The following is a 13,764-nucleotide window of genomic DNA, read 5'->3' on the forward strand; positions in this document are numbered from 1 at the left end:
ATTATCCTTCAATGGGTTATCCTACAAAACCCTGATATCTCCAGGCGGATGTACCAAACATCAGCGTTTCCAATCGGACATCGACGGGTCTTGCCCGCGCGCAGCCCAAATCGGACCGCGACACGATCATCGTCGATCAGCCTTCGTTTCGTGGAGGGAACTCCGGAAACCGACGGACAGAGACTGCCTGCCCTCGGGGGTCCATGATCTCCGTCATTCCGTGCGCACGCTGGCTTATGATTTCAGTGACGCGCGCCGGCTGCGCCTTTTGGTCATGAGACCATGCGGGAACACCGCGCACAGCGTCGTGCCGGAGTGTCGCGGTGCAGCATCGGACCGGATCTCGAACGTGCCCCCAAGCTGCTTAAGTCTCGCTCTCATGGCGGGAATGCCGACACCGGACGATATCGCACCGTTGCCACGTTTTGTGTGATCGACCGGAAAACCGCGCCCGTTGTCGCTGATCGTCAGATGGAAGTGCCCCTCGATCGCCTCAACGACGATTCTGACCTCCGTCGCCTTCGCGTGACGGAATATGTTGGTGAGCGCTTCCTGAATGACCCGCAGCACCGAGAGCTGGCTCGCGTAAGGTAGCTGATCGACGGCGACGGGAATCCTCGTGCTCACCCGCAACGACGTACGTGCACCAAACCCCAAGGCATGCTGCTCGATCGTCGCCTTGAGTCCCCGGTCCGTCAGATCCTGGGGGTGGAGCAGATAGGTCAGGGAACGGATTTCCCTGAGTGCCGCGTCGATCGACGCGTCGATATCATCGCAAAGCCGCTCGACGCCGCGCGGGTTATCGAGGCAAGTGCGGACACGCATCACACCAAGACTGGCGGCAACCAGCTCCTGGCATGTCGAATCATGAAGCTCCGATGCGATCCGCTGGTGGATGTCCTCGCGGATGGACATCAGGCTGACGTCCCCGTGAAGGAAAGCAGCCTCTTCAGTCATACAGTCGAGCCCCTCCTTGTGGAGTAACCGATGACCGCCAATCAACCGGGCCGCATTGCCGGCCATGCGATGGAGGATCGGAACAACGGTTGTCTCGACATCCCGCAGCAAGCCGCCGAGCATCAGACTGTGCTGGATTTTGGCCTCGGTTCCTTCCGCAAGACATCCCTTGAGGATTTCACAGAGACGCTCGGCGTCTTCCTTGGCAAGACATTCGAAGACGTCCAGCTCTCGGACCTCCTGCTGCGACATTCCAAGGAGAGCCTCGAAGGCCTGATTGATTGCCTCGTACACGAAGCGCCCGCCCCGTAAGGGGCGGACCGCGAAAAGGAGCTCTTCGGAGTGTGTCCAATTTGAGCGATCGCTAATTGCGTCCGGGCCAATCAGGTGACCGTCGATAAAGGGACGCGTCGGTTCGCAAGCAGGAGAACTGTGTGGCTTCACGGTACGCACCCAACTTTCCGGGTCGTTTTCGAGGTCGAACTCAACGCTCAATCTCGAAAGCTCCCCTCTCCAGTCGTCCCGGCATCGATCACCGGACTACAGGAAACGCCCTAGGGGAGAGATCGGACTATACGCTCGATCTTACCCTGAGCCAGCAGGTTGTATTCTCCGAAGACCAAAACCTCGCATGACTGGCATGAATTCCGGCATATGACTATGCAGTTCGTGCCACGCAAATATGGCGGCGACACCCAAGACGCGACGATACGGGACGCAGCGCACAGTGGTGGGATTGTGAGCCATATCGATTTCACGCACCCCTCCCTATCCTGAGATCGCTTTCTGCGCTGCAGGATGATGTTGAGCCGATCGCGCGCGATGCAACTGCGCTGCGGTACAACCGAAATGGCACAATCTCGCCGAAAATTTCGACCTTCGATGGAGCCGGCTTGCGATCGCTGAAATCAAGCGCAAAACTCGATGTGCCCCGAACGTGCCAACAGGAGGCTTGCGTGCGAACATTCCGAGCGCTTTGCGGCGTTGCATCAATCGCAGTATTTGCCGGTCCGGCTTTGGCACAGACACCCGCCAGTCAGGACCAGAAACCTTCCATGGAAGAGTTGATGCGCCGTCTCGATGCGCTGCAAGCCCGCGCAACAGAAGGTGACAAGCTGATCAGCGCGCTGCGCCGTCGCGTCGACGAACTCGAAACACGCGATAAGCATTCGAAGTCCCAGGCCGCCACCGCACGTCGTGACGTCGTCGCACCGACCGCCGGGCAAAAGCCGCCTGCGATTCCGGTTGCGTCGACTGAGCCGCGAATGACTGCGAGTGCTGCGGTCCCTCCACAAGCCGCGGCGGCGCCCATTCCGGGCCTGCGTCCGCCCGAACCGATGGGCAGTCAGTTCGACGGCGAAGGCGAGGACGCGCTGCGTTCCGATCTCCCGGGTTTGTCCTTGCGCATCCCGGGTTCGCAGTCCGAGGTGCGATTCTACGGTTTCGCGAACGTCAATGGCTACCACGACTTCAATGGCCGCAATCAGTCCGATGCGCCGACAGTGCAAACCATTCCGCTTTCCGGAAGCCCCGCCGACATCCAGGGAGGCGATACCGGATTGTCCGCCCGGTTCAGCCGCATCGGTATGGATACGCGCACGGCGACCGCCTGGGGCACTCTGGAAACCCGCTTTGAAGGCGACTTCGGCGGGGGCACGGCAGCCTCACCCAATGCGGTCTTTCGGCTCCGTCAGGCCTGGGGCGAGGTCGGCAGCGAACAGTTTCGTGTCCTGGTCGGCTGGGCGAACAGCCTGTGGAACGAGGGCGTCTATGAAACTGTGAACTTCTCGACCAATCTCAACCAGTCATTCGTGCGCCAGGCGCAGGTTCGGGCGACCGCGACATTGGCTCCGGGATTGACCGGGCACGTTTCGATCGAAATGCCGGATACGCAGTACACGTCCGCGGCAGGCGTATTCACGCAGATCAGCACCCCGGCTGGCTTTGGTGGATTGAGTCCGTCATTTGCCTCCGTGCCCGATCTACTCGGCCGGCTCGAATACCGGAACGATGGCCTGGGCCTCGACCTGCGCGGCCTGCTGCGCGATCTCACCATCCGCACGGCTGGTACGGCGGCGGCGCCGCCAGCGGTCGAGCGCAATACCGCCGGTTGGGGTCTCGCGGGCAGTGGTCGCTTCCCAATGCGATGGCTGTCACCAGCTTTCGGTCCGGACGAGCTGGTTGGCATGGCCTATTACGGCCAAGGCATCGGGCGCTATTTCGGCGGCAATACCTTCGGCCAGGATGCGCTGTCCAACATCGGCCTGCCCGGCGCTGTCGATCCCAGCCTCGACGCCCTGCCGACCTATGGCGCGAGCGCAGGCTACCGCCGCTTCTGGACACCGCAATTGCGCAGCAATTTCGTCTACTCCTACGCATGGCAGCAATATCCGTCCTATGCGCAATTGTTCGTGCCGGGATCTGCCTCGGCGACGTCGTTGAACAGCACCATGCAGCAGGGGATCGTCAATTTGATCTGGAGCCCGTTCGCCGAGCTTCGTGGCAACAGCGTCGGGACCGGATGGCTCGACGTCGGTCTTGAATATGTTTACTCCCATCGGGACGTGTACGGCGGCACCGCAGCAACAGCCCCGGTCAGCGCCGGCTCTGGTACCGCCAATCGCATCCTTGGCTCGGCCACTGTGCGGTTCTGAAGACAGCCTTGTTGCTTCGCAGGCAGACATGGAAGCCTTGCTGACACAGACGTTCGTTCGGGTCGGTAATTGCCCCGGAACAATCTAGGCGCATTCGGTATTCAGGCGGATTTTGATGCGCCTTATTGATTGTTCGTAAGGCAGCGTGTGAACGGACAGATCGCGAAAGGATGAGCAATCCTCTCCCGAGAGGCCTCCGTGTCTCCATGGTCCTTTCAGATCGTCGCCGCACTCGCGGCGATGACGCTGGCATCTTCGTCAGAGGAGTAGCGGGGTCGTCGCGTTGATTACGAGATCAGCGGTTTCGAGCGCGCATTGGCGTCCGATCCTTCCTCGCTGTTCTCATAGCATGGATCATCATGGTACCAGCGCTGCTCCAGCCGTCGCTAATGGAGCGGGAGGATTTCCGACATGAGCGCGCGCAGTGACGCCACAAACACGCCGCCATCGAAGACGATGACGCAAAGAGCCCTCGACACTGTCGAACGCGTCGGAAACAGCGTCCCGCACCCGGTCGTGATATTTCTGATCCTCATCGCCATCGTGTTGGTGCTGTCTCACTTACTCTACATCTTGGGGGCAAGCGTCACCTATCAGGCCATCAATCCGGATACTCACAAGATCGAGACCGCGACCTCTGCCGCCAATAGCCTGCTGACGGCGGATGGAATTCGTCATATTTACACCCGGCTCGTGCCAAACCTCATGGGTTTCACCGCGGTTGGGCTATTGATCGTCGCCATGATGGGCGTCGGCGTCGCCGAGGAAGCCGGCCTGATCAACGCGTTGATCAGAAAACTCGTAGCCGTCTCTCCGAGCTGGGCACTCGTTTACATCGTCGCGTTCGTCGGCATCTTGTCCAGCATTGCCGCAGACGCCGGCTATGTGGTGTTGATCCCGTTGGCCGGCGCCGCCTTCTTGAGCGTTGGCCGGCATCCTCTCGCCGGGCTCGCTGTGGGATTTGCCGCAGTCGCCGGTGCATTCACCGTGAACATGATCATCAAGCCGCTTGATGCCGTTCTGACGGAAATCACCAACGACGCAATCCACATGGTCAACCCCACCACGTCGCTGGATCTGACCGCCAACGTCTCGTTCTCGATCGCCTCCGTTCTTGCCCTGACCATCGTCATCGCGCTCATCAACAACCGGATCATCGAGCCACGGCTGGGCGCTTACCAAGCCGAGAAGACCGCCAACACTCAGCCGGCGGCGAACGGAGGGCAGCTTTCCGCCGACGAGTCGCGTGGGCTGAGGTACAGCGGCTTTGCGCTGCTCGGGGTCGTGATCCTGTTCCTTCTGTTGACGGCTCCGTCGGGCGCGCCCCTGCGCAATCCGACGACGGGCGTCCTGATCGGCAACTCACCATTCATGAACGGCCTGATCGGGGTCATCATGGTGCTGTTCCTTGCAACTGGAATCGCATACGGCATCGGCGCTAAAACGGTGAATAGCTCCACGGCCGTCATCGCGGCCATGACCAAGGCGGTGGCTTCGCTGAGCGGCACCATCCTCCTCTTCGTCGTCATCAGCCAGTTCGTCGATTACTTCAACTATAGCAACATTCCAACGTTGATGGCTCTGACGATGGCCGATGTCTTGAAGAGCGCGAATATCGGCACGCTGTGGCTGCTTGTTGGCTTCATCATTGTCGTCATGATCCTGGACTTCGTGTTCACGCCGGCGATCGCCAAATGGGCCATCTTCGCGCCGGTCTTCGTACCGGTGTTCGTGCAGCTTAACGTCGATCCCGCAGCCGTCCTGGCCGCCTACCGCGTCGGCGACTCGCCGATCAACGCGATCACCCCGCTCAATGCCTACTTTGCCATGGTGGTCGGATTTGCCCAGATTTACGACAAGAAAGCGGGTGTCGGGACGGTTGTCGCGCTGATGTTGCCGTACACTCTCTGGATGGCGATCATTTGGACCGTGCTGTTCGTTGTCTGGTACCTGCTGGGCTTGCCTTGGGGATTGTGAGGCGCAAGGCAGCCCTAACCCGGAAAAACCCCGAGATGTCCGGGTAAAGGGCCTGATTGTTCACCAAGGAAAATCACGTTAGATGACGGTCCGTTGGACTTCGTTAAAGGCAGTGAACGAAAACGGCGAGTGAGGAGCGTTTGACCCGACACATGTCGGGGCTCCCTCGGTGCTTCTCATTATGGAGGCTTGGAACGCGCAATGAATGCGAACGCCGATGCCGAGAACAACTATTCCTATGTATCAACCGGACACCTGCCGGCCGAAGCTGAAGTCATCTCGCTGATCGACGAGGTGTACGCGCGCTACAAATCAAATACGGACGGCAAGAACTCTCAAGTATATCCCGCGCTCGCCGAAGTGCCGAGCGACCTGTTCGGCGTTTGCGTGGTCGGCACCAACGGCGCGGTCTACGCTGTGGGGGCGGCCGAATACGAGTTCTCGATCATGAGCGTTTCCAAGCCGTTCATCTTTGCATTGGTCTGTCAGGCCCTCGGCCCGGCGCAGGCACGCCAGAAGCTTGGAGCGAACGCGACCGGCCTTCCGTTCAACTCGCTCGCTGCCGTCGAACGCAGCCCCGATGGCCGCACAAATCCGATGGTGAATGCGGGCGCGATTGCGACGACAAGCCTCGTCCCGGGAACGACGGCTGATGCGAAATGGAAGTTCATCTACGACGGATTGTCACAGTTCGCCGGACGTCCGCTTGCGCTCAACGACGAGGTTTATGCCTCGGCGTCGGAGACCAACTTCCGAAACCAGAGCATCGCCCGCCTGCTCCAGAGTTTCGAACGGATTTACTGTGATCCCGCAGAGGCGACCGATCTTTACACCAGACAATGCGCGCTGAATGTGAGTGCCAAGGATCTGGCGGTGATGGGTGCGACTTTGGCGGACGGTGGCATGAACCCCATCACGAAAGTGCGCGTGGTCGATCCGTCGGTCTGCCACTACGCACTGGCCGTCATGACGACTGCCGGAATGTACGAGACATCAGGCGATTGGCTTTACGATGTCGGGCTCCCCGGCAAGAGCGGCATCGGCGGCGGGATCGTCACGGTCTCCCCGGGAAAAGGCGGTCTGGGGACTTTTGCGCCGCCGCTGGACAGCGCCGGAAACAGCGTCAAGGGACAGCTTGTAGCGAAGTATCTGTCGCAGCGGCTGGGCATGGATTTATTCATGTCCAACCCGGAAGCGTAGGTTTGCAATTGTCGGAGATTCAGCCCGCACCGACTTTGGCTGGACTTCAGAAAAAATGACAGGGGACACGCCATGACGATGGCATCCGCGACGACGGTTCACTCTGTTGAAGAAGAGAATGCATCCTGGGTGCCAATGATCACCATCGCCCTCGGCCAGATGATCATGTCCTACAACGTCGCCTCCTTGCCAGTTGCGCTGGGAGGGATGGTCAACAGTTTTGGCGTTCCGCCTACAACTGTCGCCACCGGCGTCGTCGCTTACTCGATGCTGGTTGCCGGCTTCGTCATGCTCGGTGCGAAGCTGACACAGCGCTACGGGGCGACGCACGTCTTCCGCATTGCCGTTGCCGTGTTCGGCGCCGCGCAGGTGTTGATGACGTTCAGTCCAAACGCAGACCTCATGATTACCGCACAGTCCTTGTCCGGCGCGGCTGGTGCGGTGATCGTTCCGTCGCTGGTGGCGCTTATCGCGGAAAACTACAAGGGACGGCAGCAGGCAACGGCCGTTGGCGCACTGGGATCCGCCCGCGCTGCTGCGGGCGTTCTGGCATTCGTCATCGGCGGCACTCTGGGCACATTCATCGGATGGCGCCCGGCGTTCGGGATTCTGATTGCCGTGTCGGCTGTGGTTTTCCTTTTGAGCTTTCGCCTCAAGCCCGATGAGGCCCGTCCGGAGGTCCGGATCGATTTCGTAGGTGTCATTCTCGCTGCCGCAGCCATCATTCTGATCAGCTTCGGTTTCAACAACCTCAATCGGTGGGGGCTGGGATTGGCGGGGCCCAATGCGCCATTCGACCTCTTTGGCGTATCTCCCGCCCCGATCATGATCGTGGTGGGTATCGTGCTCGGTCAGGGCTTTCTGAGTTGGACCCACAGACAGCAGGCTGCGGGGAAGACGCCGCTTCTTGCGCTCGAGGTGATCGACTCCCCGCAGGAGCGGGCCGCGGTGTATGCGATGTTTGCTGTCGTGGCGCTGGAATCGATGCTCAATTTCTCGGTTCCACTATACATCCAGATCGTGCAGGGGCGCACGCCGCTGGCGACAACGATCGCCATGATGCCCTTCAATCTCACCGTCTTCTTCGCTGCGATGCTGATCGTGCGATTCTATGGTCGGTTCACGCCGCGGCAGATCGGACGCTATGGCTTCATACTCTGCACTGTGGCGCTCCTTTGGCTCGCCTTTGTCGTGAGGAATGATTGGAGCGCCGTCCCGGTTCTCCTTGGCCTGGTGATTTTCGGCATTGGACAGGGATCGCTGGTCACACTGCTGTTCAACGTGCTGGTCACGGCTTCGCCGAAAGAGCTCGCCGGCGACGTCGGCTCGCTGCGCGGCACGACCAACAATCTCGCCGCGGCCGTCGGCACAGCGGTGGCCGGGGCACTCCTCGTCGGCCTGTTAAGCGCGGCTGTTTTGCGGACCATCGCCGAAAATCCAAAATTGCCGCCTGAGATACAGGCGCAGCTGGACCTGGATAACATCACCTTCATCAGCAATGACCGGCTGCAGAGCGTGATGGAGCAAACCACGGCCTCTCCGACTCAAGTGGCGGAAGCGGTGCGCGTCAATACTGTCGTGCGATTGCGCGCTTTGAAAATTGGCCTCATCATCATGGCTGGCGTTGCCTTGCTTGCAATTTTCCCGGCAGGAAAGCTTCCCAACTTCCTGCCAGGCGAAATTCCCGACCCGGCGCCGCGTAAGCGCGGAAGGAACGAATAGCAATCGTCACCTCGCGGCAAGGAACAGCCCTTGCGACAACGGACGATGTGGCAATCGTGCGCGTATTGACCAACGGCTCAAACGACCCTCCGGAGGGCTCCATGACCAAGCTCGATGATGTCCTGTCCAACGTCGACGCAAATCTCGATGCGGCTCTCGAGCGTCTGTTCGCGATCCTGCGCATCAAGTCGATTTCGACCGATCCGGCTTACAAGGCCGAATGTATGGCCAATGCCGAATGGCACGTGGCCGACCTCAAGAGCATTGGCTTCGACGCCTCGGTGCGCCCGACACCGGGGCACCCGATGGTCGTGGCGCATGACCGCAACGCGCCCGGCCCCTCGGCGCTGTTCTACGGTCATTACGATGTGCAGCCGGTCGATCCTCTCGAGCTCTGGGATCGCGATCCCTTTGACCCGTCTATCCAGACGATGCCCGATGGCGCGAAGATCATCACTGGCCGCGGCTCCGCCGACGACAAAGGCCAACTCATGGCCTTTGTCGAGGCCTGTCGCGCCTGGAAGGCGGTCACCGGCAAGCTACCGATTCCGATTTCGATCCTGCTGGAGGGGGAGGAGGAATCCGGTGGCGTGAACCTGCCCGGCTTTCTCGATGCCCATGCCGCCGAACTGCGCGCAGATATCGGCCTGATCTGCGACACCAACATGTGGGACCCCGAGACGCCGGCGATCCAGACCATGCTGCGCGGACTCTGCGGTGAAGAGGTCATCATACACGCCGCCGACCGCGACCTGCACTCGGGCTTCTATGGTTCGGCCGCGGCCAATCCGAACCGCATCCTCGCCCGCATCCTCTCTGACCTGCACGACGACAACGGACGCGTCACGCTGCGCGGATTCTATGACGGCGTACCGGAACTGCCCAAGGCGCTGCGCGAGCAATGGGACAGCCTGAACTTCAGCGCTAAGTCCTTCCTCGGCGCAATCGGGCTTTCGATTCCCGCCGGCGAGAAGGGCCGCGACGCGCTGGAGATGGTCTGGTCGCGCCCGACCTGCGAAATCAACGGCATGGGCGGCGGCTACCAGGGGGCCGGATTCAAGACCGTGATTCCCGCCATGGCATCGGCAAAGGTGTCATTCCGTCTGGTTTTCGATCAGGACCCCCATGCCATCCGCAAAGCCTTCCGGGAGCATGTGCATGCACGCGTCCCGGCCGATTGTCGTGTGGAATTCCTGGAGCATGGCGCGGGTCAGGCGATCCGCTTCCCGATCGAGGCCCCGGCCTTCGGCAAGGCGCGCGACGCACTGACGGCCGAATGGGGCAAGCCCGCAGTCTTCATCGGCGGTGGCGGCTCCATTCCCGTAACCCATCAGCTCAAACAATCGCTGGGCATGGACGTGGTGCTTGCGGGCTTCGGCCTCGAGGATGACCGCATCCACAGCCCGAACGAGAAGTACAATCTCAAGAGCTTCCATAAGGGCATCCGCTCCTGGGCACGTATTCTGGACGCGCTGTCGCGGTAGAGCGGCACGGGCACGCAGCGCTGGCTCCGGGCCGGACCGCCCTCGCGAGGTGCGATGACGCCGCATATCCTCATTACCTTTGCCATCATCGCCACGATGGTGCTGCTGTTCGTCTCGAACCGGGTGCCGGTCGCGGTCGTGGCGCTAAGTGCGACACTCGTGCTTTACGCGACCGGCATTCTGGAGCTCTCCGAGGCGCTGGCAGGCTTCGGCGACTCCACGATACTCTTCATTGCTTCGCTCTTCGTGGTGAGTGCCAGCCTGGATTCGTCCGGCGTCACCACGTGGGCAGGCCAGGTGCTGATCCGTTACGCCGGCGAAAGCCGGACACGCCTGTTGGTGCTGTCGATGTTGCTCGTGGCCTTTCTCACGGCGCTGATCGGCTCGGGTGGCGCGGTGGCTGCCCTGCTGCCCGTGCTGGTGATCGTCTCCGTCCGGCTCAAGCGTCCGCCTGCACAACTCATGATGCCTCTCGCCTTCGCCTCCTATTCGGGTTCGATGCTGGTACTGACCGGAAGCCTTGTGAACGTGCTGCTTTCCGACGCGGCAAGCGATGTCGGCCTCGCGCCCTTCGGCTTTTTCGAGATGACGGTGATCGGCGTACCACTCCTGGCCGGTACCGTGGCCATTGTAGTTCTTTTCGGCGATATGCTGCTGCCGGTGCGCACTAGCCGGGAGATGCCGGAGGACCTTAGCCACCATTCGCGCATGCTGACTGAGCAATACAAGCTGTTTGACCAAGTGTACCAGCTCGAGATCACCGCCGCCTCGCCCTATCGCGGCACGTTGCAGGCGGTGCTGGAATCGCGGCTGGAGCGCGAGAACCACCCGGAGCTCAGCTTCATCGCTATTCGCCCGCGCCGCCAGAACAGCATCTCGTGGCAGCATTCTCTCGTCGAGGGCGATCGACTCATCATGCGCGGCGAACAGGCGGCGATGGACGCGTTCGCGGAGCAGCATGGCCTGACGCCCTGCGAGGAGACGATCGGCAAAATGCGGGAGGCACTGTTTAACGATAGCCACGGCTTCTCCGAGGTAGTGCTGCCGCCCCGCTCTCGTTTGATCGGTGAGACCGTCTTCCCCGGCATGGTCACCGAAAGTGGCGATCTGATTATCCTGGGCGTTCAACGCGGCGGCGAGAATCTCGGACCGGGCGAAGCCGTTCTTGCGGCGGGTGACACGCTGTTGCTGCAAGGTCGTTGGGAAGCGCTTGAGGAGTACGGGCGCGATCCCAACGTGCTCGTCGTTGCTGCCCCCGACATGATCCGCAGCCAGGCCAGGCCCCTGGGCACCGGCTCCATACGCGCCATTGTCATTCTCGCGGTCATGGTTACGCTGCTAGCGACGGGCGTCGTGCCAAGAGTCGTCGCTGGATTGGCGGCGGCCTGCGCGGTGATCCTGCTGGGCGTACTCAAGATCGAACGAGCCTATCGGGCGATCAACTGGAACGTGCTGATCATGGTCGCTTCGCTGATCCCGCTCTCGACCGCCATGTACAAGACCGGTGCAGCCTATCTCATCGCCGATACACTCGTTGCCATTGTCGGCAATGCGAGCCCGTACGCGCTGTTGGCGGGGCTATTTTTGCTCACGGCACTAATTGGTCAGTTGATCAGCAGCACAGCGACGACACTCATCGTCATTCCGATAGCCATTGCCTCCGCGGAAGCTGTCGGTGTCTCGCCGCGCACCGCGCTGGTGACTGTAGCGGTGGCTGCGGCCGCTTCCTTTCTTACGCCAATCGCCGCCTCAGCGAGCCTCATGGTGCAGGGCCCCGGCGGCTATCGATTTGGCGATTTCTGGAGGATGGGTCTACCGTTGCTGCTCTGGTTCTTCCTGGTAGGCACGTTTCTCGTGCCCATCTTCTGGCCATTCGCAGGATGAGCAGTTTACGCAGGATGATTGATTTGCGTCTTAACCGACCGGATATTTCCGTATGAACACCAATCTTGCTTTGGTTCTTCTGCTGCTTGCGGCAGCGATCGTGATGTTTATGGCCAATCGCCCGCGCATGGATGCGGTCGCGCTGCTGATGATCGTGATCATGCCATTTACTGGGGTGATTACCATCAACGAGGCGCTGGCGGGGTTCAGTGATCCCAGCATCGTGCTGATCGCGGGCCTCTTCGTGATCGGAGAAGGGCTGGTGCGCACCGGCGTGGCGCGGCGCCTCGGCGACTGGCTAAATGCGACTGCCGGCAGCAGCGAGACGCGCATGCTGGTGCTGCTGATGCTGGCAGTCAGCGGGCTCGGTGCATTCATGAGTTCGACCGCCGTGGTGGCCATATTCATCCCGGTCGTGCTGCGCATCTGTCAGAACACGGGCGCCGCGCCGAGCCAGTTGATGATGCCCTTGAGCTTTGCGGCCCTGATCAGTGGCATGCTCACCCTGGTCGCGACGGCGCCAAATCTCGTGGTCAACGCCGAGTTGATCCGCCAGGGTGCGGCAGGCTTCGGCTTTTTCAGCTTCACGCCCTTTGGGCTCACATTCCTGGCGCTCGGCATTGCCTATATGCTGTTCGCGCGGCGGTTTCTGCCCGTCTGGGCCAAGCGTGTGGACGGCGAGCGCCGTCAGCCGAACTTGCTTGATTGGGTAACGCAGTATGGCCTCACCGATCGCGCCTTGCGCGTACGCGTGCTGACTGACTCGCCGCTGGTCGGCAAGCGCCTGGAAGAGCTCCCGCTCCGGAACAGTGGCGTGAATTTGCTCGCCATCGAGCTTCCCGGCCGTTTCGGGTCCGAGGCGATCCGCCCGAACGCAAGGACCGAGCTCGCCGCGGGGGAGATCTTGCTGCTCGACGTCATCGCGTCCCCTGCTGAAACCAACCGGATGCTGAATGACTATATGGTCGAAAGGCTTCCTTTGGGCGATTGCGGCTACTTCACCGATCGTTCGCAGGAGATCGGCATGGTCGAAGTCATCGTCCCGGCGGAGTCCAAGCTGATTGGCCAGAGCATTTTGCAGGCGCGGGTGCGCAGCGAAATGGGATTGACCGTGCTGGGGTTGCGGCACGGTCGCAAGGTCGTCAGCCGGGAGCTGCTCGATGAGACCTTGAAGGTCGGTGACACCCTTCTGCTGACCGGCTTCTGGTCTGACATCCGCAAGCTGCGATCCGAATTCTCGGATCTTGTCGTCCTGAACCTGCCGACCGAGCACAAAGAGGTTCTGCCGGCCGCGAACCTCGCACCTCAGGCTCTGGCGGTGCTGGCTTTGACGGTCGGCATGATGGTCAGCGGTGTGGTGCCGAACGTGCACGCGGTTCTGATCGGCTGCTTGCTGATGGGGTTGCTGGGCTGCGTGGATTTCAACAGCGCCTATGCCTCGATCAATTGGAAGAGCCTGGTTCTTATTGTCGGCATGCTGCCCTTTTCGATGGCGCTGCAACGAACCGGTGGCGTCGATCTCGCCGCCGACGCGGTGACGCATCTTGCGGGCGAGGCATCACCGCGAGTCCTGTTGGCGCTGCTCTTCGTGATCACGGCTGCCCTTGGCCTGTTCATCTCGAATACGGCGACCGCGGTGCTCATGGCGCCAGTAGCGCTCGCTGTCGCGAAGGACATCAGCGCCTCGCCGTATCCTTTCGCGATGACTATCGCCATCGCGGCCTCGGCCGCCTTCATGACGCCTGTGTCTTCGCCGGTGAACACCTTGGTGGTCGGACCGGGCAATTACGGGTTCGGTGATTTCTTGAAGATTGGTGTCCCTTTTACCGTCGTCGTGATGGTAGCGACCCTGGCGCTGGTGCCTTGGCTGCTTCGATTTTAGCGGC

Annotated in this window: 8 protein-coding genes; 7 read left to right on the forward strand and 1 reads right to left on the reverse strand. The window is 61.0% G+C overall.

The genetic code is table 11. The features are described 5' to 3' along the window. Positions 1–234: 234 nt before the first annotated feature. Positions 235–1,452 carry a sensor histidine kinase gene (locus ACKWRH_RS33105; protein WP_445216938.1) on the reverse strand — a complete coding sequence of 406 codons (1,218 nt, stop codon included), beginning with the start codon at positions 1,450–1,452 and terminating at the stop codon, positions 235–237. Positions 1,453–2,012: 560 nt separating this feature from the next. On the opposite strand from ACKWRH_RS33105, the gene ACKWRH_RS33110 reads away from it, so the two are divergent. The 7 genes from ACKWRH_RS33110 (at position 2,013) to ACKWRH_RS33140 (ending at position 13,760) form a co-directional block, all read left to right on the forward strand. Next, positions 2,013–3,611, forward strand: a complete 1,599-nt coding sequence (locus ACKWRH_RS33110; RefSeq protein ID WP_445216939.1) for a DcaP family trimeric outer membrane transporter — start codon at positions 2,013–2,015, stop codon at positions 3,609–3,611. Between the two features lie 411 nt (positions 3,612–4,022). After that, on the forward strand, positions 4,023–5,588 hold the full coding sequence (locus tag ACKWRH_RS33115) for an AbgT family transporter (protein ID WP_445216940.1): 1,566 nt from the start codon (positions 4,023–4,025) through the stop codon (positions 5,586–5,588). Between the two features lie 201 nt (positions 5,589–5,789). Then, the gene (glsA, locus tag ACKWRH_RS33120) at positions 5,790–6,788 is read left to right on the forward strand and encodes a glutaminase A (RefSeq protein ID WP_445216941.1); all 999 of its coding nucleotides are present in this window, start codon (positions 5,790–5,792) and stop codon (positions 6,786–6,788) included. 72 nt (positions 6,789–6,860) lie between these two features. Then, positions 6,861–8,510: an MFS transporter gene (locus ACKWRH_RS33125; protein ID WP_445216942.1), complete on the forward strand. Its 1,650-nt coding sequence runs from the start codon at positions 6,861–6,863 to the stop codon at positions 8,508–8,510. Positions 8,511–8,611: 101 nt separating this feature from the next. Further along, positions 8,612–9,994, forward strand: coding sequence for a M20/M25/M40 family metallo-hydrolase (locus tag ACKWRH_RS33130; RefSeq protein WP_445216943.1), 1,383 nt, complete (start codon positions 8,612–8,614; stop codon positions 9,992–9,994). A 54-nt stretch (positions 9,995–10,048) separates the two neighbouring features. Next, positions 10,049–11,878, forward strand: a complete 1,830-nt coding sequence (locus tag ACKWRH_RS33135) for an SLC13 family permease (protein WP_445216944.1) — start codon at positions 10,049–10,051, stop codon at positions 11,876–11,878. A gap of 52 nt (positions 11,879–11,930) precedes the next feature. Continuing rightward, complete coding sequence (locus ACKWRH_RS33140) at positions 11,931–13,760, forward strand: SLC13 family permease (protein ID WP_445216945.1); 1,830 nt, start codon at positions 11,931–11,933, stop codon at positions 13,758–13,760. The last annotated feature ends 4 nt before the right edge of the window (positions 13,761–13,764 follow it).

Source organism: Bradyrhizobium sp. Pa8 (assembly GCF_052588265.1).

Coding starts and splice junctions, on each gene's coding strand:
- ACKWRH_RS33110 (WP_445216939.1), top strand. CDS start 2,013: ATGGAAGAGTTGATGCGCCGTCTCGATGCGCTGCAAGCCCGCGCAACA.
- ACKWRH_RS33115 (WP_445216940.1), top strand. CDS start 4,023: ATGAGCGCGCGCAGTGACGCCACAAACACGCCGCCATCGAAGACGATG.
- glsA (WP_445216941.1), top strand. CDS start 5,790: ATGAATGCGAACGCCGATGCCGAGAACAACTATTCCTATGTATCAACC.
- ACKWRH_RS33125 (WP_445216942.1), top strand. CDS start 6,861: ATGACGATGGCATCCGCGACGACGGTTCACTCTGTTGAAGAAGAGAAT.
- ACKWRH_RS33135 (WP_445216944.1), top strand. CDS start 10,049: ATGACGCCGCATATCCTCATTACCTTTGCCATCATCGCCACGATGGTG.
- ACKWRH_RS33130 (WP_445216943.1), top strand. CDS start 8,612: ATGACCAAGCTCGATGATGTCCTGTCCAACGTCGACGCAAATCTCGAT.
- ACKWRH_RS33140 (WP_445216945.1), top strand. CDS start 11,931: ATGAACACCAATCTTGCTTTGGTTCTTCTGCTGCTTGCGGCAGCGATC.